The following is a 24808-nucleotide window of genomic DNA, read 5'->3' on the forward strand; positions in this document are numbered from 1 at the left end:
TTTAAATAGAGAGCTTTAGCCCTATGCTTCCTATTACAATTAAAACGATACATAAAACTTGAGATAAATTAATATTCTCTGTGAAAGTGGTTGCACCAATTATAGTTATTCCAATTGTGCATATTCCAGAGGAAACTGCATAGCATACCCTAATAGGTAGAAAGCATGCTGCAAGAGATAAAAAGTAAATGCTAATGATCATAATTACCAATGTTGCAATCGAAGGCACAACTTTAGTAAAACTGTTACTAAACTTTAGCGTTACAGCCCACAGTATCTCTAGGATACTAGACAGCAACAAATACAACCAGCACATTTTCGTAACATTTCAATCTTGTATTGTAACAGAAATTGTTAGTTAAAACTACACTAAAGTGCAATAGATCTCTCTTTCGGAATTGCTTTAATATCAAACTTAAAACAACATCCTAAAAAACTTTTCTACGAAATTCAATTCCTGCACGTCATTTGCTGCATAAAGTGGTGTAGTTTGTTGCTCAATACCTGGTATTTCTACAAAAACTTTGCCCACTTCTTGACCTTTTTTAATGGGTGCAGGTATCATATCTTTATATTCAATACGCACCTTAATTTGGTCATGCAATTTGCGGTTGTAAGTTATGGTAACATCGTTTGCAACTGTAATAGGCACTTTTCTATCTTTTCCATAGAGAACATTTACTTCCTCAACTACGCTGTCTTTAACGAATATTTTCTTAGTGTTAAAATGATTTAAGGAGTATTGTATCAATCTTTTTGCTTCTTCTATTCGCTCTTTCTCAGTGTTTAAACCATTTACGACAGCAAAAATTCTCCTATCATTTCGTTTTGCAGATGCTACAATGCCGTAACCACCAGCATTTGTATAACCGGTTTTTAAGCCATCAACCCCAATATCGTGAAAAAGTAGAAGATTTTTATTCTTTTGTACAATTTCATTATATGTCAAATATTGTTCGGAAAATAAATCATAATATTCAGGAAAATCGGTGAAAATCCTTTTTGCCAGCATTACCAAGTCTTTTGCGTTCATAAAATGATCTTCATCTGGCCACCCGCTTGAGTTGACAAAATGACTGTCATTCAGATTCAAATTTTGTGCAACTTCATTCATTTCAGCCACAAAATTCTCTTCTGATCCTGCAATGCCCTCGGCTAGTGTTATGCAGGCATCATTGCCTGAGACTATTGTAATTCCTTCAAGTAATTCCCTCACCGTAACGGATTGACCTTCTTTCAAAAACATAGAAGAGCCTCTCCTTTCCCACGCTTTTCTACTTACTCGAAATTTATCCTCCATGTGTATTATTCCAGCTTTTAGATAATCGAAGGCTATATATAAAGTCATTAGCTTGCTCATTGAAGATGGGGCCATTTTTTCATCAGAATTATGGTCAAAAATGAATGAGTCTGAAGCTAAATCTAAGACTACTGCTTGCTTTGCTTTGGTTCTAAACTGGTATGAGTATGAAGAAAAAGGAAGTATAAAAACTAATAGCAAAATTACCAATCTGCTTAACATATCTATAATTTTAAATTTATAGTGTACTAATTAATAGTATAATTTTACAGGGGCATTTCAATAGATCTCTTGCATAAAAATTCCTTGACAAACCTCGCCAGCCCCCTTATCATGAAACTGAAGCTATTTATTTATCTTCTCTGTACAGATTAAATGACAAAAAAACTCACGTATCTGGCGTCTCATGTTTAATTTTTTGCACTATGTGCACCTTATGTCTTTATAAAATTTCTAGGTTTTTACCTAATATAAGCTAAAATGCGCTTATAAAGCATTTAAAACATAAAAAAACGCCAACTTAAAAAATGGATAGTGAATAACTAGCTACCCTAGGGTTTCTTTTGCCTTTTTTTCTGTTTAGTAAATTTCTTAAACATTTATGACTAAAGGTTAGTTGCATTAAAAAGCAGCTAAATCGCGGTTATTAAGCGTTTAGAATAAAAAAACGCCATACTTGAAAGTATAATGTAAGTAATTAGCCAACCACGGGGCTTCTTTTGCCTTTTTTTTCGTTTGGTAAATTTCTTAAATATTTATAGCTAAACGACAACCGTCATCCCGCTACGTGTTAGCGGGATCTATGCCAAGAGATACCGTGAATGAATCGCGGTATGACGGTTCGTGACGGTATGACGGTTCGCGGTGACATGACGATAACCTCGTCATCCCGCTACGTGTTAGCGGGATCTATGTTAAGGTATGGCGGTTAAATAAGGGATCTATGTTAAGAGATACCGCGAATGAATCGCGGTATGACGGTTCGTGGCGGTATGACGGTTCGCGGTGACATGACGATAACCTCGTCATCCCGCTACGTGTTAGCGGGATCTATGTTAAGGTATGGCGGTTAAATAAGGGATCTATGTTAAGAGATACCGCGAATGAATCGCGGTATGACGGTTCGTGGCGGTATGACGGTTCGCGGTGACATGACGATAACCTCGTCATCCCGCTACGTGTTAGCGGGATCTATGTTAAGGTATGGCGGTTAAATAAGGGATCTATGTTAAGAGATACCGCGAATGAATCGCGGTATGACGGTTCGCGGCGGGATTCCAGTGTCTGGGCACTGGGATGACAGGAAAAGGGGCTACTTGGATTACAGCAGATCACCTCTTCACAAAGATTTTATCAGTAATACGCATATCAATTATACTCCAATTGCTGAAAGTAAAATCAGTTGTATTTTGCAAGTGGTTTAAATAGTCCCATGCACTATAAGGGTTATCTTCAGGCAGTTTTACTGTGGAATCGTTATCAAGTATGATATTCCATCTTCTATTCCCTATATAAGCAAAAGAAGAAATGTGGTCACTTAATTGAGTTTTACTCTCTAACACATCTTTAACAAATTCTAGGTTTGATAATGAGTTTTGTCCTGTAATTACAACAAGATCATCTACTAGATAGTCATCTACGATCACTTTACCTTCAAAATCAATTACCGAGGTTTTGTTATTATCTTTCCAGAGAGCAAACGGTTTATGCTCATCTATATTAATGTGTAGAGTATTGGGCAAAATTCTGTGAACTCTTACGTGTTTTATCCATCTGCTTACGGATTGTATGTTACCGGCAAGTTTTGAAAGTGATATATACAGGATAGGTTGCGTTCTATCTGTCAAACTTAGAATATCCTTTTTGTTTGTAAATTTATTGCCGCTCACGACTACTTCGTCGATTGAAAATCCACTACTGAGTAATAAACTAGATAGGCAGTCATTATACCAAGTAAAGTAGTAATTAAATCGATTTATTATTTTATCAAGTGAGCTGTAGAGTATTAGCGTAAGAAAAAGTGCTGTGATAATAACCAAGGCACACTTGCGCAAAAAACTCCTTTGGCTTCTAGTAATACTGCTCAACATGACTTAAATCCCTAATATTTTTGTGCTGCAAACTATCTTCAATAATAATTTTAACTAATTCATTAAAATTGATTCCTTTTGCCAATTTTGCAATTTCTGGCACTAACGATAACTCAGTAAAGCCAGGATGTGTATTAATCTCAAGCATTTTTAAAGTGTTATTTTTGGGATTATAACGGAAATCTGAGCGGGAAATAGTTTTGCATCCTAAAAATTGATGTATTTTCAGTGCGTGTTCCAAGGTCATTTTATATATATTGTCAGGAATTTTAGCAGGAAATATATGTTCTGCAAATCCATCTGTATACTTTGCTTCATAATCATAGAATTTATTTTTTGGTCGTACTTCTATAGTGCCAATTGCTTCATCCAGCAATACAGCAGTATGTAACTCTATGCCCGGTATGTATTCTTCTACGATCATCTTTTCCATTATAGTAGAACTATTATCTTTCAGTTCTAAGTAATCCTCGTGCGAGAAAATTATGTACACTCCAATACTTGAACCTTCATTAATTGGTTTTAAGACGTACGGATAATCGATTTTAATATTATTTTTTAGTACATCTTCTCGGCTAATTACATAACCTTTTGGAGTGTCGATATTAAGGGATCGAAATATATGCTTTGACATCACTTTATTTATAGCAACGGCAGAAGCCATAACTCCTGAGTGTGTATATTTTATACCTAAGATTTCCAATAAACCTTGAATGCAGCCATCTTCACCATAAGGTCCATGCAGAGCGATAAAAGCAAGGTGGGGATTAATTTTTTTAAGCTTTTCAGCAATGTTGCTGTCAACATCTATTTCTATTGCATTATATGAAAGGCTATCAAGCGCCTTTTTTACTGCTTTTCCACTCATAAGCGATACTTCTCTCTCACAAGAAAACCCACCACTTAAAATTGCTATAGTTGGAATCATGGGCATTCTATGTTTTACTATATAGCATATATAATGGTTACATTAAGCTTATTAAATACCTACTTTGGCTAACTATAAGACCTTCTTACTTTCTTCAAGCACTTTTTTTATCCACTTCAAATAGCGTGCTCGGCAACGGTAGTGGCGTGTTTGCTGCACCTTTATACTGTTCACAGATAAGCTTTTCTAAATCCTCAGCAGATTGTTCTTTTGCTTCTTCTTTTTTCACTACTCCACTAGTTACTAAATCAATTAAGGCTGTAGTGTGTATTATCATTCGATTATTTAGCTCAAATATCTTTTTTGTATCAAGTGAGGGGTTTCTAATTAAGGCAGATAGTGCATGCATATATTTGTCTATATCAGAAAGACTTTTGTTTGTATCATAGTTGCTAGCTAATATATATTCCTTCAAACGCTCAATTTCTTCTGGAGTAAACTTGTAAACTTCATCAAGTTTCCTTATTAAAGATATAGTAAGTATTCTACTTAGAACTCTCAATTCTCTAATAAATTGTATTCCTTCTCCTTCAGGATAAGACATTTCTTCTTTTTTATATTTCTTAAATAATTCTTGATCATAAGACTTTCTGAAATCTGACATCATTGCTAATGCTAACTCTTGTGAACCTAGCTTAAAAACTTCGTTGAAGCTGTTTGCGTTGGCATCTTGTGCACTGCCTGCAGTAATTCCACAACTCCAAGAAATCTTTTCAAACAAGCTATGATACTCTTTTATCATCTCTTCCAGCAATATTTTAATATCATCTTCGGTTAACTCTACTGTTGATAATAGATCACATGCTTTTTCAAGATTACCGTTCGCTTGAAAAAGTAACCCTTCAATCTTTTTAATGGTTTCTCTTTTATTTATACTCATAACTTACCCCCAAGATTTAATGCTAACAGCTAGTTTTATAATCAAATATTTCAAAAGTCAATAAGCCTTTTTCCTTAATCCTTAAATTAATCGATACTAATTTATCAGCATAACAACTTAGATAACGCAACTATTTTCAGCAACCAAAAACAACAACCCTGAAATACAAAAAGTTTCTTTTCCTTCAGTAGCATTATTCTAAATTTTCATCAAAATAAGCTGTTTTATCCTTTTTTTCCTTATACTCTTCTGCGGTATAGAGGGGTTGCTTCTTAGCTGTGATATTTGGCCATTTTTGTGAGTATTCTACATTTATATCGTAAAATAACTTGAAAGTTTTTTGTTCGCTGCTCAGCAACTCTTCATCTAGTTCTAAAATATCTTTTATGGAATCATCAGTTACAATTGCATCTACTGGACACTCAGGTATGCACACTCCGCAATCAATACATTCATCTGGGTTAATCACGAGCATGTTTTTGCCTTCATAGAAGCAGTCAACGGGACATACTTCCACGCAGTCTGTATATTTACATTTTATGCATTTATCTGTAACAAAATGCGTCATAAAACACTGTATATTTGCATTATCTTGGGTACACTAAATTGATAAGAAATTCAAGCTTTTTATGAAGATAAATAAATTGAACAACAAAGAATTAGAAGTATGGTTAAGCCTGGCTAGAACCATAGGACCAATAAAGTTTTTTAGTATACTAAGAACACACGGATCGCTAGATGAGGTGCTAAAATATCTCAATAGGGTGGCTAATGATAAGGTGTATGGCATTCAAGATGCACGAGAAGAAATCAATAATGCAGAAAGAATTGGAGCTAAAATTATACCCGCATGTGACCCAGATTACCCTGATCTTTTAAGAAATATCCCTAGTTGTCCTCCTGTAATAACTGCGCTTGGTGATATATCATTATTAAGCCGTGAGATAATTGCAATAATCGGTGGGCGTAACTCTTCAATAAATGGAAGAAATTTTGCCAATAAGTTGGCACTTGATTTAAGCGAAGCTGGTTTTGTTATCGTTTCTGGACTTGCAAAAGGAATCGATACTGCAGCAAACAGTGTAATATACAAAAATCATCCCACTATTGCTGTTACAGCAAGCGGAATTGATGTGGTGTATCCAAAAGAGAATTTTGATCTATACAAAAAAATCACTGGGAACGGTGGGTTAGTAATTACTGAGCTTCCATTTGCTACTAAACCAAAGCCTCAATATTTTCCTCAGAGGAATCGAATTATATCTGGTCTATCGCTGGGTGTTGCAGTGATTGAAGCATCGAAACGTTCTGGCTCTCTAATAACAGCAGATTTTGCTTTAAATCAAGGGAGAGAGGTGTTTGCAGTTTCTGGTTTCCCTTTAGATTCACGCTGTAGTGGTAGTAATTATTTAATTAAAAACGGTGCTAAGCTTATCGAATCCGCTGATGACATAATAGAGAGTATTAGGTTTAGTTTACCTCCGCAGCAAAAAAACCTATTTGATGTTGAGCACCATTTTGTTAACCAAAAACAAGAAAAATTACAACAGGCAAAATCTGTTATAGTTGATCATATTAACTCTGTACCTGTTGACATAGATGAACTTATACTAGCAAGCGGACTTTCTACCAACATAGCTCTAATGGCTCTTTTAGAACTAGAGTTGGAAAACAAAATAGAGCGTTCACCGGGGAATAAAATATCGTTAATTTTCTAGATTACTTTAGCTATACTAGATGTTCGTACAGATATAGCTAAAGTGGCTTAGGTTTACCTACAATTTGAAAAACAACAAATTCGTCATTCCGCTACTCGTTAGCGGAATCTATGCTGAGATACCGCGAATGAATCGCGGTATGACGTAGGGAAATCTTTCTTGGGTTAGCTATATATGCTTGACACTGAAATGATGTCATTTGTCATAGGATTCTTAGTTGCTGATTTTAGAATTGATAAGAGAAAACTTTTTTTCAACTTGTTGTATAATTTTATAAAAGTGATCGAAATCTAAGCTTGCACTGCCAATTAAAACTCCTGATAAATTTGAAATATTTAACAAATTTTCTATATTTTCTGAACTAACTGAACCACCATATATAATGTGTTTTTTACTAGTACACAATTTTATTACCTCTATCACCTCAGTAATTGCATCATTATTTGGCACATGACCTGTGCCTATTGCCCATATTGGCTCATATGCTACGGTATATTCACCGTGTGTTGGCAAGCGGTTTTTACATTGATATTCTATTACTTCTTTTGTTTTTTCATTCTTATAATCTTCTGAATTTTCACCTACACAGATAATTGGGTGTAAGCCTGATTCTATTGCTATTTCCGACTTAAGTTTTATTTCACTATCTTTTTCATTAGCCCTTTCAGAATGCCCAAGTATTACGTAAGTACACCCTAGTTCTTTTAACATTTCTGCGCTAATTTCACCTGTGTAAGAACCGGACTTTTTCTGATGGCAATTCTGTGCTCCTATACTAATATTATTGCTTAGCTCTATACTATCTGGCAATGATGTAAAAGGAGGGCAAATCACTAGCTTAGAGGTAATTTCGTTGCTCTTGTTGTTAAGTTTGCCTATAAAGTCAACAAATGAAGAACGCATTCCATTCATTTTCCAATTTGCTACTATTAAAAAGGACATCAACTTTACTTATATGGGCGAGAGTGCCGGCTGTCGGACTTGAACTGACAACCTACTGATTACAAGTCAGTTGCTCTACCAATTGAGCTAAGCCGGCGTTAAACACATTAATAATATACAATTATCAATGAATTTTAGTCAACTAATTTTTAAAATACTGTATAATGAAAATAATATGAAAAAATTTTTACTGAAGCCAAAAAAGAGTCTAGGGCAAAATTTTATTTTATCGAGTGAGATAACAAAAAAAATCGTCGCTTTAGCTGGTAGTCTGGAAAATTTTAATGTCATTGAAATTGGTCCTGGATATGGTGCATTAACAAGAGAAATATTGGTGCATAATCCAAAGTCTCTACTTTCTATAGAAAAAGATAGAGATTTAGTAAAACACCATGATCAACTGCTAAATGAGCATCAAGGAAAGTATAGAATTATAGAAGCGGATGCACTGCATGTTACAGAAGAAGAGCTGATAGAGCGCCCAGTTAAAGTTATTGCTAACTTGCCTTACAATATCTCGGTAGTGTTATTTTTAAAGTGGTTAAATAATATAAAATTTTTTACGAACTTGACATTAATGTTTCAAAAAGAGGTAGCAGATCGCATTACGGCAAGACCCAATTCTAAAGATTATGGTTCCTTATCAGTGCTAAGCCAGTTGCTATGTGATATAAAAAAGGAATTTGATATTGAACCTAAAGAGTTTTTTCCAAGACCAAAAATACATTCTTCAGTAATTACAGTAAATCCTTTGCCTACCCCAAAGTTTGCAGTAAATTTGGCAACCTTAACAAGATTAACACGTGTCGTTTTTTCTCAAAGAAGAAAGATGCTGAGAAATAGCTTGCAAAATATAACGAACCACGCTGAAACTGTCCTTGAAAACGCTAAATTGAGTGGAAATGAACGTCCAGAAAACTTAACTATTGAGCAGTTCTGTTTGCTGGCAAATAATGTAGAATGCTTATTGTGCAATAAAATGTATTAGCAACTATATAGCTTTTCTATCTCCTAAAAACAGTTAGAGCTATACAATTAAAGGCTCCTAGCTAATTTTGCCTATTGCAATTTAATTAATTGGCGTATAAGCTTTAAATAAAGCCTATGAAAAAAATGGAAGCTTGTTATTCGTTTGACGATATACTTCTTTTGCCAGCCTATTCTAATATATTGCCTTGCGATGCAGATACAAAAACTTATTTAACAAATAGTATAGAACTAAATATCCCTCTCATATCCTCTGCAATGGATACTGTTACTGAATCGGGCTTTGCAATAGCTATTGCCCAACATGGAGGGATAGGTTGCATACATAAGAATTTATCAATAGATGAACAAGTTTTAGAAGTGAGAAGGGTGAAAAAATATGAAAGTTGGATCGTGTATAACCCAATTACGATTTCACCGGATAAAACAGTTGCGGAAGCAATTTCATTAATGAGAGAGCACAATTATTCTGGCATTCCTGTAGTCGATCAACGCAAGTTAGTTGGAATTTTAACTAACCGAGATGTGAGATTTATTGAAGACCAGAACATGAATGTAAAAGTTTCCGAAGTGATGACAAAAGATAAGTTAGTGACAGTGCGGGAGCAGGGAGTGAATAGTGCCTCAGCAATGAAATTGTTGCATGAAAATAGAATAGAAAAGCTTTTGGTCGTAGATAAAAATTCTTGTTGTATAGGTTTAATTACGGTTAAAGACATTGAAAAATACAATAGATACCCAAATTCATGTAAAGACAGTAAAGGGCGTCTCAGAGTTGCCGCTGCAATTGGCACTGGTAAAAAAGATGGTATAGACAGATGTGAAGCTTTGATCGGAGAAGAAGTTGATGTAGTTGTTGTGGATACTGCTCACGGTCATTCCGAAAACGTTATCAATACCATTAGGGAAATAAAAAAGATGTATCCTAATACGCAATTAATTGGCGGAAACATTGCAACAAAGGAGGCTGCTGAAGCGTTGATTGATGCGGGTGTTGATGCAGTGAAGGTTGGAATAGGACCAGGATCAATCTGTACAACCAGAATAGTTACAGGTGTTGGTGTGCCACAATTCTCTGCAATCAAGAATGTTGCAGAGGCGTGTAGAGCAAGAAACGTCAGACTAATTGCTGATGGTGGGGTAAAATACTCAGGAGATGTTGCAAAAGCTATTGCAGCTGGTGCTGACTCTGTGATGATTGGTTCGATTTTTGCTGGCACTGACGAAAGCCCAGGTGAGATTATTATGTATAAGGGCAGAGCATATAAAGGCTATCGAGGAATGGGATCTATTAGTGCAATGAAACGAGGTTCAGCTAGCCGTTATTTTCAAGATAAAGATTCAAAACTCAAATTAGTTCCACAAGGAGTGGAAGGAAGAGTTCCATTCAAAGGTCCAGCTTCAGGAGTAATCCATCAATTGATTGGCGGATTGCAAGCTGCAATGGGGTATACTGGTAATAGGAATATAGAAGAGATGAAAAAAAATTGTAAATTTGTTACTATTACTGCATCAGGATTAAGAGAGAGTCACGCTCATGATATAGTCATTACACAAGAAGCTCCAAATTATGCTTATCAAACGTCCAATTTGTCAACCGATTCGGAGTAGTCCAGAAAAAGTAGAGAGAAAGTTAAGACGTTTTTGGAGTAAAATAAAACGTTTTTTCAAAATATGACAAATAGAAGAGAATATACAGCAGAATTCAAATTAGAAGCTGTTAAGCTGGTTAAAGAAACAGGTCAAGCAAGTACAAAAATAGCAAAAGATCTAGGTATAGATGGCAGTATGTTAAGTAAGAAAATATGATGGAAAAATGTCTGGAGCATACGCATTTCCAGGCAAAGGCTCCTTATGACAAAGAAAGATTTGATCTAAAAAAAGAACTAACAAGAGAAAGAGACATTTTAAAAAAAGCCCTGGGCAAAGAAAAAGAGTAAAGTATTCTTTTATATAGAAATTGCTATAAAACACAGGAACTATGTAGGGTTTTGTACTGGTGGTATTGGTTGCTAAGGAAAAAAGCAGTAAAGAATTAGCAAAAGAAGGGCTTCTAGCAGATATTCAAAAAATAATCAAGCTTCTAAATGCAGATATGGAGCCCCTAAAATTCACGCTGAATTAAAAGCTTTAGGCAAAAATTAAAACAGTACAAAGTGTTATGCAAGAAAATGGCATTAAAGCCAAGTTTAGACGAAGGTTCAAAAATAAAAAACAGCAAATAAGCAACCGAGTTGTGGCTCCGAACACATTGGATCAAAATTTTACTACTGATCAGCCAAATAAAGTTTGGGATTACCTACATAAAAACTAAAGAAGGTTGTTGGCGGCAATAATTGACCTATATTCACGCATGGTGGTTAATGAGTAACATGATAATTAGTTATAGATTCTTTATTGATGGCCGTTGATAAACGCAAACCCGATAAAAATCTGCTGTTACATAGCGATCAAGGGTCACAGTATACCTCTCAAAATTACCAATTTCTATTGAATACAAAAAACATCATTTCCAGCATGAGCCATAAGGGCTGTTGTTACGATAACTCTGTTGCAGAAAAGTTCACTTAAAAGGGAGCTGCTTATTGATACTTCTCGCTCAACAAACCAGAACTGCCATATTTGAATACATAGAAATCTTTTATAACAAATAACGTAGACATTCTACTATTAACTATTGCATTCCTGCACAATTTATTCTCATGATAAAAACGTCTTAACTTTCTCTCTACTTTTTCTGGGTAAGGTCAAATAGAGAATTTTACAAAAATCTATTTTTAACTTACAATCAATTATTACAATTTTAAACCTACAACTTATGTATAACAGACTTATAGTCAAATCTTTTTCAGTATTATGCATCTGTTTATTTGCTTTATACATAACACTGCCAAATTTCTTTGATAATAAGCTTTTTATTTCGAAAAAAAGAATAAACTTAGGCCTTGACCTGAAAGGAGGGGCATCTTTGCTTTTAAACATAGACTTAGACTTCTATTTTAAGGAAAAGCTAAGCATGCTAGCTAACGAAATAAAAGAGACATTGCTAACAAAAAATATTGAATCTAACGTACAAAATAGCGTTATAACTTTAAATAATATTGATGATTATAAAAAAGCATCTGTGTTGATTAATGCGATAAATCCAAATTTAGAGCTAAATAGAAAAGATTCTTCAATTCTCATTTCGTATAAACCCCATTATAAAAATTCTTTGATCAGTGAAGTAGCTGCAGAATCAATAAACAATGTCCAGCGCCGTTTGGACAAACTTGGCACAAAGGAAGTCAGCGTTCAAAAACAAGGGCAGAATAAAATATTAGTGCAGGTGCCTGGAGTAGAAGATACCAAGCAGATAAAATCTCTGCTTGGCAAAACTGCTAAGCTAGCTTTTCATTTGGCAAACACTAACATAGCCAAGGTGCAGGATATAGACCATGAAACCACTGTCATGCTCAAGGATTCTTTAGGTAATTCTTATCCAATATTCCGCAAAACTGAAATAGGTGGTGATTCGCTGGTTAACGCATCAGTTAGATTTGGTCACTTAGGTAAACCAACAGTGCATTTTAAATTTGACAGCATAGCGAGTAAAAGATTCGCAAAAATCACTAAAGAAAATGTGGGAAAACCTTTTGCAATTGTTCTGGATAACACAGTCTTAACAGTACCTACAATACGTGAGCCAATTTTAAATGGAGAGGGAGAAATTAGCGGTAATTTCACTGAAAAACAAGCAAGCGAACTTGCAATACTTTTAAAATCTGGAGCACTGCCAGCACCACTTAAAATAATTGAAGAAAAAAACATTGGCCCAAGTCTTGGAGAAGAATCAATAAAGGCAGGGGAAATGGCAGCAACAATCTCTATTATAGCCGTGGCTTTATTTATAATCATCACTTACGGCAAATTAGGTGTATTGGCCTCTGTTGCACTTTTTTCTAATGTAGTTCTTATATTATCAATTCTCACTCTGCTTGAAGCAACTCTAACTTTACCTGGAATTGCCGGTATTGCACTCACTGTCGGTATGGCGGTGGATGCAAATGTTTTAATATTTGAGCGAATTCGTGAGGAAATCAAATCTGGCAAGAGAGTGGAACGTGCTATTGAAGAAGGGTTTAAAAACGCTATAAAGACAATACTGGATTCAAATATCACTACATTAATTGCTGCAGGAATAATGTTCATTATTGGCAGTGGAGCAATAAGAGGCTTTTCTGTCACTCTATCAATAGGAATTTTATGTTCGATGTTTTCTGCAATCACAGTCACAAAACTCCTGATAGAGTTGTGTATGAACCCGAAGGAACTAGCGCTTTGAATTAAGGATTTAGATCTCAGTCAACCACCTTCATTCCCACAACGTTATATCCTGAATCGACGTGCAAAATTTCTCCAGTAGTGCCACTACTTAAGTCGCTTAATAAGTATAGCGCTGCCTTGCCAACATCCTCTATTGTAACATTGCGTCTGAGCGGAGAATTATTTCTATTCCATTCTGATATGGAGTGAAAATCGCTTATTCCAGAAGATGCTAAAGTTCTGATTGGACCAGCGGAAATTGCATTTACTCTGATATTTTGTGGCCCGAGATCACATGCTATATATTTTACACTTGCTTCAAGTGCCGCTTTACATAAACCCATAACGTTATAATTTGGCATAACTTTTTCAGCGCCATAATAAGATAAAGTAAGTAAACTACCACCATTTGACATCATTTTTTCAGCCCTTTGCGCTAAAGCAGTAAAAGAATAGCACGATATATGCATTGCATTGAGGAAGTTATCCAGTGAAGTATTGACATATTTACCATCTAACTCATTTTTATCGGAGAATGCTATTGCATGCACCAAAAAGTCAAGAGTACCCCATTTTTTCTCTATTATTTCGAAAGCGTTATCTATGATTTTTTCATTTGAAACGTCACAGTGTAATATTAGCTCCACATTTAATTCATCTGCTATTGGTAATAATTTTTCTTTTATTATTTCGTTCTGGTAGGTGATTGCAAGTTCTGCCCCGTGCTCTGAGAGAGCTTTTGCTATACCGCATGCTATCGATCTCTTATTTATTATTCCGGTTATTAATCCCTTTTTGCCTTGTAATAGACTTGTCGTCATAGAACTATCTGTTTTTTTATAATTTGGAATATTAACTAGGTAAAGTCAAGATATCACTATGTTTTAAAATATTTTTTGCAGTAACTTGAAGTCTATAAACAGTAATCTTGATTCTTCTACAACAAAGCCATCCCGTATGACATTTTGTCTATACCTAATTAAGCATATCAATAAGTAAGTAAATCTTAATATAATCTTATTATACTTATAAATACGCTGTATAGAATGAAAGTATGGATGATTTCATAACTGCAAGAAGAAAAGATGATGCTGTGGTATCTGTTTGTCAGGATAATAAGAAAAAAAACGTGTTAATTTTAGGGCTCAATCAAGCCGCAAGGAATTTGTTAAAATACGAGGAAGGGAATTTACTTAATAAGCCGTTAATCAATATTTTAAGTGCAAGAGCAGCTGACGACATGAAGAATTATTTAGAGTATACCGAAAATGGGCACGATTTACTTGATATATTACCTAAAGTGATAGATTTTTCCTTAACTGATGCTAAAGGAGAAGATATCAGGACAAAAGTAAAAGTTTTCCGCACTGCACAATTTGCCAGTAATAAAATAAATTATGAGCTGTTAATACGTGATATCAGTTTGTCCCATAAATTAGGAATCTTTAGAGATGAATATCTAATGGGTAAGAAATATAAAAACCATGACTTATTCGATATACCGGGCAATGAGTCCACTATTTTAGAGTTATACGTTATATTGAATTTCGCCTTTCAACATCAAATTAATGCAGCTATAGGAATAATTGGCTTAAATAGTAGCTGTAGCGAGACAAATGATGCACTGAAAGTTGTCATAGAACATTTTTATAAAAATTGCCGTAGTGATGATTTTCTAGGGTATATTGATGAGAATAAAGTGCTTTTTGTTTTGATTAACTGCGATGTAAAAAGTACATCTAAAATAATTAATCGTATACATTCTGCCATTAATAAGCAGTTATTAATGCAAAAATTACCAAGTGTATCAATAATTTATGGGAATATAGCTCAAAAACAGGCAGCAAAATCTACCAGCGGTGCCTTCTGAAAAGTTGTTTTTTATTTATATTGAGTTTAAACTTAAATTTTTATAAAGATTTAAGGTTATTTATGAAGTTAAAGTACTACCTGGTAGCACTGCTTTCATCATTGTTTTTGCAGAATAGTGCTAGCTCTAAAACAATTTTGGATAAGGAAATATTTTATGCAGAACTAGACGGAAAAATAGATTTGAGATTCGGCTACGCCTTCAACAGAGATTCTTTCAATGCTAAGCCTAAGGATAAAACTTCAAGTTATTCATACTTGCGCTTTCTTTATTTACAGCAAGTTTATCCAAATACTCAAATGGGGGTTAATGTTAAGGCAGGGGTTTCTGGTATTGCAAACCTAAAAGCGTTAGACATAGAAAAGTTAGACATGGAGGAATGGTATTTTATCATAAAAAACCAGGAACTTGGATCAGTTGAATATGGTAAAAGAAGTTTAGTTAGTCAGAGCATGTTAATTAACACTTCAAAAATTTATGCAGCTGCTGGAGGAGTAAATGGTCATTGGACAAACTATGCAAATTTGCGCGGTGATCATAAAAAAGATGGTGACCCTGGATATGATCAAGACAAGGTGTTCTGGGTCAAGCCCAATATTTATAGCGATTATAATGAACTCGAACTAGGGTTAAAACAATCATCAATTAACTACATCTCCCCTGAAATCTATAACTTTCAACTCGGATTCAGTTATGTTCCAGGAAAAAATAACTTACAGTACAGCAATTTAATTGCTGCTGGCCTTTCCTATAAAAACAGCTTGTCAGATGATATAGGTTTTACTACAGCTTTGACTGGTGAATTTGCAAGAGAAAATTTAACTGATTGCTCAGATGGGACTTCTAAAAATTATGAATGCCGCAATCAATTACTACACTGGAATTTTGGTTTGAAGCTAAAATTGTTCGATCTTGATTGCATTTTTTCGTATGGTAATGGTGGTAAATCTGGTGAGAAGCGTAATCCTGAAATAAATAATACGTATTATATGAATGCAGGTATCGCTTACCATTCTGATTCTTACAAATCAAGCTTAACATATTTTAGTAGTGGTAGGGATATTGCAGGCGAAGGTACAAACGAGTTAACATCATATGCTTTAAGTCTTGAAAATTCTCTTTTTTTAGGTACTTCATACTATTTCGATATTGTAAAGTTTAGTACAAAAGAGCCTAAAATAGAAAATAACAACTCTGGTTATGTGTTCTTGGCTGGACTGAAATTAAGTTTTTAATATTGCCTCCTTCCAACACTCTTTTCTGTCATCCAAGGTAACCGTTCACAGATTTCCACTTAATTTTTCAATCTCACTCATGGAGAGGCCAGTAAACTGACCTTACCCAGAAAAAGTGGAGAGAAAGAAAAGAGTTTTTTCGGGTAAAATAAAATTTTGGAGGATTAGAAATGGTAAGAGAATATACGGCAGAATTCAAATTGGAAGCTGTTAAACTGGCAAATGAACAAAGAAAGGCAGGTCAACCAGTTGCAAAAGTAGCAAGAGATCTAGGAATAAGGGATAGTGTATTAGGAAAATGGATGAAGAAATATAACGAAAAAAAGTCAGCGGCAAATGCATTTCCAGATGTAGCACCTTATGACAAAGAGAGGTTTGATTTACAAAGCAAGAGTAACAAGGGAAAGAGACATTTAAAAAAAAGCCCTGGCCAGTCAAAAAGAGTAAAATATTTTTTTATATAGTAACTGCTATAAAGTACAGGAATTATGTAGGATTTTCTGCTAGTGGCTACTATAAGTGGACCACAAGAAAAATAAGCAGTAGAGAATCAGCAAATAAAGAGCTACTCGAAGCTATTCAAAAAATATATCAAGTTTCTAAATGTAGATATGGAGCTCCTAAAATTCATGCTGAATTGAAGGCTTTGGGTAAAAGTTGCAATTTGAAAACGGTGCAAAGTATTATGCAGAAAAATGACATCAGGGCTATACTGAAAAGAAAGTTTAAAATTAAAAAACAACAAACAGATAATAGAGCTGTAGCTCCCAATATACTAGATCAAAACTTTATTGTTGATCAACCAAATAAAGTATGGGATTACTTACATCAAAACCAAGGAGGGATGGCTATATTTGGCAGCAATAATTCTCACGTATGGTAGTTAATGAGTAGTGCAATAAATAAACAATTGGTTATGAACTCTTTATTAATGGCCATTAATAGGCGTAAACCTGTTAAAAATCTACTGCTGCACAGTGACCAAGGTTCACAATATACTGCGCAAGGGTATCAATATCTCTTAGCTGTAAAGAATATAGATGAGTAATAAAGGCTGTTGTTACGACAATTCTGTTGCAGAAAGCTTCTTTAGCTCATTGAAAAGAGAAATACTTATTGATACTTCACAACACTCTGCTCAACAAACTAGAACTGCAATATTTGAATACATAGAAATTTTTTATAACAAACAACGTCACTATTAACTATTGCATTCCAGAACAATTTGATGCATCATTCTTTTTGTAAAAAACATTCCACACTTTCTCTCCACTTTTTCTGGGTAAGGTCACTGACTCAATACCCAGTCAATATCCTTTCCACCAGTTCTTTTACTGCCGGTACGTAGCCATTCTCATAAAATGGATCTTGCTTAAATTTGTACACATTGTGCCCGGAAAACATGAGTTCGTTCTCAATATCACCATCGTGTATAACGTTTTGCAGTGTTTTTTGTATGCAAAAACTACGCGGATCTGGCTTTCGTCCTGTTGAATGGTCACCATGATCTTTCCAATTGCTAAACAAACAATGGCTCAAACATCCCATACAATTGATTTGATCTTCTCTTATTTGTTTAAATTTATCTGGCGTCACAAAAATAACAGTTGAATCTGGGGTTTTCATTGCTTCTGTGTACCCTGCTTTAGTCCATGTATTTGCCAGTTCTTTGTCTTTTGCAGTAAGGTAGATCTTCCTACCTCTGCTACCCATTGCAAATTCACTATTGGATTCTTCGCTGGCATTTTCTGAAAAATTTACTTGATGTAATTTTCGTTCCTGTAACTCACGTATAAAATTATTCCTCACCGCAGATGAATAAAACCCTGTTGGACTGAATTTATTTAAAAATACATCACCTTCTTCTAAAGTGAGTAGCTTCTTTTTCCACTCTGCAGAAATTGGGCTTTCTTTCGTCAAAAGTGGACGAGTGCCAAACTGAAAAGCTATTGGTCCAATTTGCAGATTGTCAAACCAATGTTCCCAATCTTTCAAATGCCACACTCCTCCTGCCATAACAATTGGTGTTTCTGAGAGACCGACCTCGTTCATGAAAGATCTAAGCTCTGCAACTCTTTCAAATGGAGCCTGTGGTAGCTCTGGGTCTTCACTGTTACTGAGTCCATTGTGCCCTCCAGCAAGCCATGGATCTTCATACACTACTCCACCAAGCAAATAGGAAGATATTCTTTGGTAAGTACGCTTCCATAATGCTTTAAAAGCACGCACCGATGAGATAATAGGGTAATAATAAACCTGATATTTAGCTGCAATTTCTCCAAGCCTATAAGGCATACCAGCACCGCAGGTAATACCATGAATCAAACCTTTCGCTCCTTCTAATATGCCATGAAGTACGCGTTCTGCTGCTCCCATCTCCCAAAGTACATTCATGTGTATTCTTCCATGACCTTTTGATATTTCATTTGCTATTCTTGCCTGACTAATTCCAGCTTCAATACTATACTCAATCAATTCACTATGCTTTTCATTTCTTGTTTTGCCTTTATAAATTAGTGGCACTAACTCGCCATTATCATCAATAAGCTTAGCATTTGCACCAGAAAATGTACCCACAGCATCTGCTGCAGCAAATGCTCCGCTTGATCTCCCATCACTAACTGCAATGCCTTTACCACCTTCGATGATTGGCCACACTTCCTTTCCTGAAATTACTATCTTTTTTATCTTATTTTTCAAAACTTCCTCGCAATCTTTCACTCTATTTTACTTAATTACTAAAAAAATGATAGCTGTTTATTTTTTCTTGTATCATTAAAGCTTCTGTAGCTACTCATGCTGTTGTAGTTTGAGAGCAGTTCCCATCGGAAGGGTGTCATTCCAGTGCTTGACACTGGAATCCAGTTTTTGATCAAAAATGTTGCTATAGTGCACAATCAATTTTCCTGGATCCCAGTGTCTGGGCACTGGGATGACACCATAGGGGGCTACTTGGATGACAGGGGAGGGAGGCTGCTGGGATCCTGACAACCGTCATCCCGCTGCTTGTTAGCGGGATCTAGAGATACCGCGGCGGTATGACGTAGAGCTACGTGTTTAGGTTTAATGAATCCACTATATCTTTTACTTGAGAAAAAACATACTCTTTGCTTACACTGGTATCGATAATAAAGTCACTCATCTTCCTTTTCTCCTCAATAGATAACTGAACATCGGAGATTAGATTAAGCTTTTCTTTATCTATGTTGCGTTCGTTAAGTCTTTGAGCTTGCACAACGCTATCTGCATGAACAAAAACAATAAGGTCGCAATATAAATAAAATTTTGTTTCTAATAGAAGTGGCACATCTAAAACTAAAAGTTTTCTATCGATCTTTTTTTCCTTGGCAATAAAAAATTCTAATTCACGCAGCACAGCAGAGTGAACCAAAGATTGAAATTGTTTCCAATTTTCATCGTAGGCTAAGAAATATTTAGACAGTACTGTTCTATCTATTTCACCATTTACTACCACTCCAGGAAAACTTTTCTCTGCATAACTTATTATGCTTTTATCCACTTTATAAAGTTGGTGTACAACAGAATCAGCATCAAATACAACAGCACCAAACTCTTGAAAGCAATTAGCTACAAAGCTCTTTCCTACCCCAATTCCGCCTGTTAGACTTATAATCATATAACAAAATACATTCGACTTCTTTTGAAACTATAGCTAAGGTTTCTCTATATATATTAACTAGATTTTCTAGATCCCAGTGTCAAGCACATAACTATACGAACATTGCAATTTGTAGGTGGTGTCATCCCAGTCTGGGATCTAGCTTTTTGGTAATTTTATCGAAAATGTTTGCTCGTTTACAATCAATTTTCCTGGATCGAAGTAGTCAGGGCTACTTGGATAACACCCTACTTAACCGTCATACCGCCGTGGTATCTCTTAGCCACTAACACGTAGCGGGATGACGATTGTCGATAAATCTAAGTTACTTTAGCAACAGTTATTCTCCACTAAATTACTCTGAATTTTGGTTATATTATTTGCGGATTTCACTGCTGAAATCTCAAATTTTGAGCTTGTGTTCAAAAATGATTCAACTGACCTGCCAAAAAAATCATATCTCCATCCCTTGAATAATTTATCTGTCTGTCCAGATATTGACCCGGTTAACTCATCTTTTGAAGAAACTAATTTCCTTGATATGTTACTTTCTTTACATTTACTATCTAAAATAATTGAGAGTATATCAAGTACAGATTTGTCATAATTACTCGATAAGGTGTTGTTTTGCTGCATCCAATTTCTCTCATTTTCATTAAAAATATTCACAAACTCTAGTAAATCCGCATCTTTTATATTTTTTGTATTCCTCTTGAGATCATCTAAAATCTCATCAACATGCTCTACATTTTTTTCAATAAAATCAGCTATTACAGCATTATTGATTATTTTATTACGGTTCATATTATAGCGCTGTGCTAAGGTTTCTTGCCACTCACTAACTGCTTTAACAGTTAGTATCAATCTTGGATTTACTTCATAATTAAATTTAATCCTCTTCCATGCATCTTTTGGGCTATGTAAATACTTATTTATATCAACTATTGATTCCATCTCTTCTTGAAACCAACCCATCTTATTATTTTCTTCAAGTTTATTGCACAATATTTGGTGTAGGTCATATAGGTGTACCACGTCGTTTACTGCATAATCTAACTGGTCTTCGGACAACGGACGCCTTAACCAATCTGAATTTTTAGCTTTAATTTTATCCAGTGCTATCCCTTGATATTGCTCCACTACTTTTGAGTAACCAATAAAGTCATGATAATAATGACAAAACATAGCGGCAACTTGGGTATCAAAAATGGGAGTGGGAATACATTTAAACACAGTGAGTAAGGATTCTATATCCTGCCGGCAGCTATGAAACACTTTAGTTATTTCTTGATTCAGCATTATTTTCTTAATGAATGACAAATCAATTTCTGGCACTAATGCGTCTACAATAAAACTCTTCTCTCCGTAAGAAATTTGAATTAACGATAATTTTGGGTAGTAGATTAAATTATTTCTAATGAACTCCGTGTCAACTGCTATAAATTTCGGCTTTTTTGCTATTAACTCTTCACATGTATTCTCCAGTTCTGATGTTGTACTAATTAGCATATATTTTTTATTCAGTGGATTTATTTTATAATTTATATTAAATTTTTGCAATTAATGACTTCTTGCAGAACTTTCTATCACTCATTGGCATCACACAAATAGCCTTTTCCATCCCAATCCCAGTGCTTCCTTCTCCTGTCATCCCAGTGCCCTGACTACTTGGATCTAGCAAGCTTTGCTTGCAAATAAGTCTAATACGCGTCGCGTTTTATGCCAAAACACAATTGGAGTTACATGCAAAATAGATCCCAGACTGGGATGACAAAAAAAGGAGCACTGGGATGACAGCAGTCCTACGTCATACCGCCGCGGTATCTCTAGATCCCGCTAACAAGTAGCGGGATGACGATTGTCGTTTAGCTATAAATATTAAGAAATTTACCAAATAAAAAAAAAGGCAAAAGAAGCCCTGGGGTTATTATCCGCTTTAAAATATTGGCGTTTTTTATGTTTTAAACGCTTGACAAGCAAGATTAAGCTGCTTTTAATTGCAACTAACTTACGCTGCAAATGTTTAAGAAGTTTACTAAGCAGAAAAAAAGACAAAGAATCCCCGAGTTAGCTAGTCTTTTACTATCTCTGTCGAGTATTGGCATTTTTTGATGTCTTGTAACGCTTTATAAGCGCGTTCAGCTTATTTAGATAAAAATCTAGATGTAGATGAAGTTTTGTAAAGACATACAGTATCTATATACTGCAAAAAATTGAACATAAGACGCCGATACATTAAGTAATCCTTACCTTTTAATCTGCAGATTGGCGAAAGCAAATACAATAGCTTCACTATCATGATAAGGGCGCTGGCGAAGGGTGTCAAGTAAGTTTTTCGTTTCTATAGCTACTACCACGATTGTATAGGTAATTCTTCACTTATAATAATGATTCAAGCCTTCAGCTCCTCAAACACTTCACTTGCTCTATTTAAAACAGAATCAGGAAAACCAGCAAGTTTTGCTACATGTATTCCATATGACTCATCTGCAATGCCTTCAATTACTTCATGTAGAAAAATAACCTCTCCGTTCCACTCTCTTATTTTTACACAAAAACATTTCACGTTCTTCAAGTATTTGCTTACTTTAGTTAATTCATGATAATGAGTTGCAAAAATGGCGCGGCACTTATTTACATTGTGAATATGTTCAATCACCGCCTGTGCAATAGATAATCCATCATATACCCCTGTGCCCCTACCAATTTCATCAAGTATCACCAAGGAACGGTCCGTTGCCTGATTTACTATCGTTGCTGTTTCGATCATCTCTACCATGAAGGTAGAATAACCAGCTGTTATATTATCCGTTGCGCCAACCCTGCTGAATATCTTGTCAATCACTCCAATATGTGCACTCTCTGCTGGCACAAATGACCCCATGTGAGCTAAAATTGCAATGAGAGCGTTTTGCCTCAAGAAAGTGCTTTTTCCAGCCATATTAGGACCAGTAATTAGATGTATACCAGCTAAATTGATGCTATTTGCAATGAATTTATCGTTAACTTCAACCACTGGATGTCTTCCGCTACAGATATTGAACTCTTTGCTGTCATCAATAATGGGTTTTACGTAATTATTTTGCACTGCAAGCTCTGCAAATGCGGTTCTAATATCAAGTTTTGCCAAAGCATTTGCAGCAAGAGCAATTTTTTCAGATTCTTTAGCGACTTCACTACACAGTTCACTAAAAATTTTCATTTCTAAGCCGATTGCAGCATCACGTGCCGTAAGAATTTTATTTTCTAGTTCTTTCAATTCATTAGTAGTGTAGCGCATGCTATTTGCTAAGCTTTGCCTATGAATAAATATATCCGAAGTTATTTTGTGATTTGCCGACACTTCAACGTAATAACCAAGTATGTTGTTGTGTAATATTTTGAGTGCGGCAATGCCAGTTAGGTCGCGATAAGATTCACGGAGTTTGGTTATTAGTTTATTACTATTATTTAATATGTAGGATAACTCAGATAATTCTGAGTTGTATTTTGAGTGAATAAATCCTCCTTCTTTCACGGAACTGAGGTTATTATCGAGTATAGCACTATTTAACAGTTCAAATAGGTCTTTATGATTGCCAAGGCTTTTATGTATTGTGCTTAGTTCACTCTCGTCTGATTTTACTGTTATTCCAGCGCGTGACGCTGGCTGGATCTCAGTTTGGATGACATATTGTTGTGGGAGAGATCCATTTTCACCTGATTCAATTTTACATAAGAACTCAGACAATTCTAAAGTCTTTCCTAGGCCTATTTTCAATAGGTTCATATCCTTTGGTGAACCACGCCCTAGTATTAAGCGCGATAAAGACCTTTCAATATCCGGAATGTTAGATAATATCTCTCGTATTTTTCTGCGTGGCTCATGATTATTTACAAAAAATTGAGCGGTGCTGAGCCTCAAATTGATTGCCTTGGAGCAAGCAAGTGGTGAAGCGAGCATTTGCTTGAGCAGGCGTCCACCAGAGGCTGTAACTGTGTGATCAATAACTGAAATTAGTGAACCTTTCTTTTCACCAAATTGAGTTGAAAATAACTCAAGATTTCTCCTTGCTGAAGCATCAATAAGCATGAAATTTTGTTGCTTATAGGTTTTTGGGAATTCAAGCCTTGGAATAGAGCCCCTTTGTGTTACTCTGACATATTCAAGCAGTGCACCACACGCCATGATTTCTACTTTGCTGAAATTTCCTATACTCCCAAGTTCCCTGATTTTATAAAACTCGCATAACGTTCTGTGAGATTTACTATACTCAAAAAAGCTCTGTGCGTGTTGCGTAATTGATATTTTATAATTTTTTAAAATCGATCTAATTTTTTCGTCCTCAGTGAATTTTTCAGAAATTAATAATTCTCTTGGTGATATACGCAACAAATCACTATCTAGAGCTTTCAAACTCGTTAAAGTGTGAAAAAATTTTCCCGTCGATAATTCAAGCCAACTAATAGCATATTCGTCATTTTGTTCAACTATGGACGCGAGATAATTATTGCTTTTATCCTCCAGTAGTGAATCTTCTATAATTGTACCTGGAGTTACAACTCGCACTACATCACGTTTTACTATGGATTTATAGCCCCTCTTTTTTGCTTCATCAGCAGTTTCTAATTGATCACAGATTGCTACTTTGAATCCTAAATCTATTAGCTTGTGCAGGTAAGACTCACTACTGTGTGCTGGCACTCCACACATTGGTATTTCTTGCCCACACGAATTACCTCTCTTAGTGAGCACTATATTCAGCAATTTCGCAGCTTTAATAGCATCATCGAAAAACAACTCATAAAAATCTCCTAGCCTATAAAATAGCAGATGATCCTTGTATTGAGCTTTCAGGTTCAAATACTGCTCCATCACAGGGGTGTTTTTTTCTTTTACGAAGCTCATAATATTTTTTAATATATTGTATTGATAAACGTTATTATAGATTATA

Annotated in this window: 27 protein-coding genes and 1 tRNA gene; 13 read left to right on the top strand and 15 right to left on the bottom strand. The window is 35.2% G+C overall.

Annotation, left to right across the window (positions count from 1 at the left end):
• Position 1 precedes the first annotated feature (1 nt).
• The 6 genes from ACICPZ_RS03970 to ACICPZ_RS03995 form a co-directional block, all read right to left on the bottom strand.
• Positions 2-316 (bottom strand): DMT family transporter, encoded by a 315-nt coding sequence (locus tag ACICPZ_RS03970; RefSeq protein ID WP_010082606.1) that lies wholly within the window; start codon positions 314-316, stop codon positions 2-4.
• A gap of 99 nt (positions 317-415) precedes the next feature.
• Positions 416-1522, bottom strand: coding sequence for a D-alanyl-D-alanine carboxypeptidase family protein (locus ACICPZ_RS03975; protein ID WP_010082605.1), 1107 nt, complete (start codon positions 1520-1522; stop codon positions 416-418).
• 1109 nt (positions 1523-2631) lie between these two features.
• Positions 2632-3390 carry a cell division protein FtsQ/DivIB gene (locus ACICPZ_RS03980; protein ID WP_264373875.1) on the bottom strand — a complete coding sequence of 253 codons (759 nt, stop codon included), beginning with the start codon at positions 3388-3390 and terminating at the stop codon, positions 2632-2634.
• On the bottom strand, positions 3371-4324 hold the full coding sequence (locus tag ACICPZ_RS03985; protein ID WP_264373874.1) for a D-alanine--D-alanine ligase: 954 nt from the start codon (positions 4322-4324) through the stop codon (positions 3371-3373). Before ACICPZ_RS03985 ends, ACICPZ_RS03980 begins: the two co-directional genes overlap by 20 nt.
• A gap of 88 nt (positions 4325-4412) precedes the next feature.
• Positions 4413-5198: a hypothetical protein gene (locus ACICPZ_RS03990; protein WP_264373873.1), complete on the bottom strand. Its 786-nt coding sequence runs from the start codon at positions 5196-5198 to the stop codon at positions 4413-4415.
• Positions 5199-5391: 193 nt separating this feature from the next.
• A complete protein-coding gene (locus ACICPZ_RS03995; protein ID WP_010082601.1) occupies positions 5392-5766 on the bottom strand; it encodes a ferredoxin family protein in 375 nt (124 codons plus the stop codon).
• A gap of 61 nt (positions 5767-5827) precedes the next feature.
• On the opposite strand from ACICPZ_RS03995, the gene dprA reads away from it, so the two are divergent.
• Positions 5828-6916 carry a DNA-processing protein DprA gene (gene dprA, locus ACICPZ_RS04000; protein WP_264374146.1) on the top strand — a complete coding sequence of 363 codons (1089 nt, stop codon included), beginning with the start codon at positions 5828-5830 and terminating at the stop codon, positions 6914-6916.
• Positions 6917-7129: 213 nt separating this feature from the next.
• Here the strand turns inward: dprA and ACICPZ_RS04005 are convergent, their stop codons facing one another.
• Together ACICPZ_RS04005 and ACICPZ_RS04010 are read right to left on the bottom strand one after the other, a co-directional pair.
• Positions 7130-7858, bottom strand: a complete 729-nt coding sequence (locus ACICPZ_RS04005) for a triosephosphate isomerase (RefSeq protein WP_264373871.1) — start codon at positions 7856-7858, stop codon at positions 7130-7132.
• Positions 7859-7882: 24 nt separating this feature from the next.
• Positions 7883-7955 (bottom strand) — tRNA-Thr (locus ACICPZ_RS04010).
• Positions 7956-8033: 78 nt separating this feature from the next.
• On the opposite strand from ACICPZ_RS04010, the gene rsmA reads away from it, so the two are divergent.
• The 6 genes from rsmA to secD all read left to right on the top strand — a co-directional run bounded on the left by rsmA (position 8034) and on the right by secD (position 13169).
• Positions 8034-8846 (top strand): 16S rRNA (adenine(1518)-N(6)/adenine(1519)-N(6))-dimethyltransferase RsmA, encoded by an 813-nt coding sequence (gene rsmA, locus ACICPZ_RS04015; protein WP_264374145.1) that lies wholly within the window; start codon positions 8034-8036, stop codon positions 8844-8846.
• A gap of 116 nt (positions 8847-8962) precedes the next feature.
• Positions 8963-10456 carry an IMP dehydrogenase gene (gene guaB, locus ACICPZ_RS04020; RefSeq protein ID WP_264373869.1) on the top strand — a complete coding sequence of 498 codons (1494 nt, stop codon included), beginning with the start codon at positions 8963-8965 and terminating at the stop codon, positions 10454-10456.
• Positions 10457-10519: 63 nt separating this feature from the next.
• Positions 10520-10654 carry an IS3 family transposase gene (locus tag ACICPZ_RS04025; protein WP_007548354.1) on the top strand — a complete coding sequence of 45 codons (135 nt, stop codon included), beginning with the start codon at positions 10520-10522 and terminating at the stop codon, positions 10652-10654.
• Positions 10651-10785 (top strand): hypothetical protein, encoded by a 135-nt coding sequence (locus ACICPZ_RS04030; protein ID WP_259349141.1) that lies wholly within the window; start codon positions 10651-10653, stop codon positions 10783-10785. Before ACICPZ_RS04025 ends, ACICPZ_RS04030 begins: the two co-directional genes overlap by 4 nt.
• A 445-nt stretch (positions 10786-11230) precedes the next feature.
• Positions 11231-11416 (top strand): DDE-type integrase/transposase/recombinase, encoded by a 186-nt coding sequence (locus tag ACICPZ_RS04035; RefSeq protein WP_338062968.1) that lies wholly within the window; start codon positions 11231-11233, stop codon positions 11414-11416.
• Between the two features lie 247 nt (positions 11417-11663).
• A complete protein-coding gene (gene secD, locus ACICPZ_RS04040; protein ID WP_264373868.1) occupies positions 11664-13169 on the top strand; it encodes a protein translocase subunit SecD in 1506 nt (501 codons plus the stop codon).
• Between the two features lie 16 nt (positions 13170-13185).
• Here secD and ACICPZ_RS04045 read toward each other — a convergent pair whose 3' ends face one another.
• On the bottom strand, positions 13186-13971 hold the full coding sequence (locus ACICPZ_RS04045; RefSeq protein WP_065106832.1) for an enoyl-ACP reductase: 786 nt from the start codon (positions 13969-13971) through the stop codon (positions 13186-13188).
• Positions 13972-14204: 233 nt separating this feature from the next.
• Between ACICPZ_RS04045 and ACICPZ_RS04050 the strand changes: the two genes are divergently transcribed.
• The 6 genes from ACICPZ_RS04050 to ACICPZ_RS04075 all read left to right on the top strand — a co-directional run bounded on the left by ACICPZ_RS04050 (position 14205) and on the right by ACICPZ_RS04075 (position 17460).
• Complete coding sequence (locus tag ACICPZ_RS04050) at positions 14205-15020, top strand: hypothetical protein (RefSeq protein WP_264374144.1); 816 nt, start codon at positions 14205-14207, stop codon at positions 15018-15020.
• A gap of 62 nt (positions 15021-15082) precedes the next feature.
• Positions 15083-16255, top strand: coding sequence for a porin (locus ACICPZ_RS04055; RefSeq protein WP_264329757.1), 1173 nt, complete (start codon positions 15083-15085; stop codon positions 16253-16255).
• Positions 16256-16425: 170 nt separating this feature from the next.
• Entirely contained in the window at positions 16426-16719 is a 294-nt protein-coding gene (locus ACICPZ_RS04060) for a transposase (protein ID WP_264706324.1), read from the top strand.
• Positions 16720-16790: 71 nt separating this feature from the next.
• A complete protein-coding gene (locus ACICPZ_RS04065) occupies positions 16791-17138 on the top strand; it encodes an IS3 family transposase (protein ID WP_182319997.1) in 348 nt (115 codons plus the stop codon).
• A 3-nt stretch (positions 17139-17141) separates the two neighbouring features.
• Positions 17142-17303, top strand: coding sequence for a DDE-type integrase/transposase/recombinase (locus ACICPZ_RS04070; RefSeq protein ID WP_010082071.1), 162 nt, complete (start codon positions 17142-17144; stop codon positions 17301-17303).
• A complete protein-coding gene (locus tag ACICPZ_RS04075; protein WP_010082072.1) occupies positions 17296-17460 on the top strand; it encodes an IS3 family transposase in 165 nt (54 codons plus the stop codon). Before ACICPZ_RS04070 ends, ACICPZ_RS04075 begins: the two co-directional genes overlap by 8 nt.
• A 91-nt stretch (positions 17461-17551) precedes the next feature.
• Here the strand turns inward: ACICPZ_RS04075 and ACICPZ_RS04080 are convergent, their stop codons facing one another.
• The 6 genes from ACICPZ_RS04080 to mutS all read right to left on the bottom strand — a co-directional run bounded on the left by ACICPZ_RS04080 (position 17552) and on the right by mutS (position 24762).
• Positions 17552-18955, bottom strand: coding sequence for an NAD(P)H-dependent flavin oxidoreductase (locus tag ACICPZ_RS04080; RefSeq protein WP_264373866.1), 1404 nt, complete (start codon positions 18953-18955; stop codon positions 17552-17554).
• 90 nt (positions 18956-19045) lie between these two features.
• Positions 19046-19246 (bottom strand): hypothetical protein, encoded by a 201-nt coding sequence (locus ACICPZ_RS04085; RefSeq protein ID WP_209473407.1) that lies wholly within the window; start codon positions 19244-19246, stop codon positions 19046-19048.
• A gap of 58 nt (positions 19247-19304) precedes the next feature.
• Positions 19305-19892: a dephospho-CoA kinase gene (coaE, locus tag ACICPZ_RS04090; protein WP_264373865.1), complete on the bottom strand. Its 588-nt coding sequence runs from the start codon at positions 19890-19892 to the stop codon at positions 19305-19307.
• Between the two features lie 312 nt (positions 19893-20204).
• Entirely contained in the window at positions 20205-21383 is a 1179-nt protein-coding gene (locus ACICPZ_RS04095; RefSeq protein WP_264373864.1) for a ribonuclease D, read from the bottom strand.
• Positions 21384-21420: 37 nt separating this feature from the next.
• A complete protein-coding gene (locus ACICPZ_RS04100; RefSeq protein WP_010962423.1) occupies positions 21421-21555 on the bottom strand; it encodes a hypothetical protein in 135 nt (44 codons plus the stop codon).
• 711 nt (positions 21556-22266) lie between these two features.
• Complete coding sequence (gene mutS / locus ACICPZ_RS04105; protein ID WP_264374052.1) at positions 22267-24762, bottom strand: DNA mismatch repair protein MutS; 2496 nt, start codon at positions 24760-24762, stop codon at positions 22267-22269.
• Positions 24763-24808: the final 46 nt, after the last annotated feature.

The sequence above is a fragment of the Wolbachia endosymbiont (group A) of Melitta haemorrhoidalis genome (assembly GCF_964273365.1).
Taxonomy (GTDB): domain Bacteria; phylum Pseudomonadota; class Alphaproteobacteria; order Rickettsiales; family Anaplasmataceae; genus Wolbachia; species Wolbachia pipientis.

What these genes read in the sequence shown, in the direction of transcription:
- ACICPZ_RS04030 (WP_259349141.1), top strand. Translation starts at nt 10,651, where the DNA reads ATGATGGAAAAATGTCTGGAGCATACGCATTTCCAGGCAAAGGCTCCT.
- ACICPZ_RS04075 (WP_010082072.1), top strand. Translation starts at nt 17,296, where the DNA reads ATGAGTAATAAAGGCTGTTGTTACGACAATTCTGTTGCAGAAAGCTTC.
- ACICPZ_RS04045 (WP_065106832.1), bottom strand. Translation starts at nt 13,971, where the DNA reads ATGACGACAAGTCTATTACAAGGCAAAAAGGGATTAATAACCGGAATA.
- ACICPZ_RS04060 (WP_264706324.1), top strand. Translation starts at nt 16,426, where the DNA reads ATGGTAAGAGAATATACGGCAGAATTCAAATTGGAAGCTGTTAAACTG.
- ACICPZ_RS04050 (WP_264374144.1), top strand. Translation starts at nt 14,205, where the DNA reads ATGGATGATTTCATAACTGCAAGAAGAAAAGATGATGCTGTGGTATCT.
- ACICPZ_RS03975 (WP_010082605.1), bottom strand. Translation starts at nt 1,522, where the DNA reads ATGTTAAGCAGATTGGTAATTTTGCTATTAGTTTTTATACTTCCTTTT.
- mutS (WP_264374052.1), bottom strand. Translation starts at nt 24,762, where the DNA reads ATGAGCTTCGTAAAAGAAAAAAACACCCCTGTGATGGAGCAGTATTTG.
- ACICPZ_RS03995 (WP_010082601.1), bottom strand. Translation starts at nt 5,766, where the DNA reads ATGACGCATTTTGTTACAGATAAATGCATAAAATGTAAATATACAGAC.
- rsmA (WP_264374145.1), top strand. Translation starts at nt 8,034, where the DNA reads ATGAAAAAATTTTTACTGAAGCCAAAAAAGAGTCTAGGGCAAAATTTT.
- ACICPZ_RS04055 (WP_264329757.1), top strand. Translation starts at nt 15,083, where the DNA reads ATGAAGTTAAAGTACTACCTGGTAGCACTGCTTTCATCATTGTTTTTG.
- ACICPZ_RS03990 (WP_264373873.1), bottom strand. Translation starts at nt 5,198, where the DNA reads ATGAGTATAAATAAAAGAGAAACCATTAAAAAGATTGAAGGGTTACTT.
- ACICPZ_RS03970 (WP_010082606.1), bottom strand. Translation starts at nt 316, where the DNA reads ATGTGCTGGTTGTATTTGTTGCTGTCTAGTATCCTAGAGATACTGTGG.
- ACICPZ_RS04025 (WP_007548354.1), top strand. Translation starts at nt 10,520, where the DNA reads ATGACAAATAGAAGAGAATATACAGCAGAATTCAAATTAGAAGCTGTT.
- ACICPZ_RS03985 (WP_264373874.1), bottom strand. Translation starts at nt 4,324, where the DNA reads ATGCCCATGATTCCAACTATAGCAATTTTAAGTGGTGGGTTTTCTTGT.
- dprA (WP_264374146.1), top strand. Translation starts at nt 5,828, where the DNA reads ATGAAGATAAATAAATTGAACAACAAAGAATTAGAAGTATGGTTAAGC.
- secD (WP_264373868.1), top strand. Translation starts at nt 11,664, where the DNA reads ATGTATAACAGACTTATAGTCAAATCTTTTTCAGTATTATGCATCTGT.
- coaE (WP_264373865.1), bottom strand. Translation starts at nt 19,892, where the DNA reads ATGATTATAAGTCTAACAGGCGGAATTGGGGTAGGAAAGAGCTTTGTA.
- guaB (WP_264373869.1), top strand. Translation starts at nt 8,963, where the DNA reads ATGAAAAAAATGGAAGCTTGTTATTCGTTTGACGATATACTTCTTTTG.
- ACICPZ_RS04070 (WP_010082071.1), top strand. Translation starts at nt 17,142, where the DNA reads ATGAGTAGTGCAATAAATAAACAATTGGTTATGAACTCTTTATTAATG.
- ACICPZ_RS03980 (WP_264373875.1), bottom strand. Translation starts at nt 3,390, where the DNA reads ATGTTGAGCAGTATTACTAGAAGCCAAAGGAGTTTTTTGCGCAAGTGT.
- ACICPZ_RS04095 (WP_264373864.1), bottom strand. Translation starts at nt 21,383, where the DNA reads ATGCTAATTAGTACAACATCAGAACTGGAGAATACATGTGAAGAGTTA.
- ACICPZ_RS04005 (WP_264373871.1), bottom strand. Translation starts at nt 7,858, where the DNA reads ATGTCCTTTTTAATAGTAGCAAATTGGAAAATGAATGGAATGCGTTCT.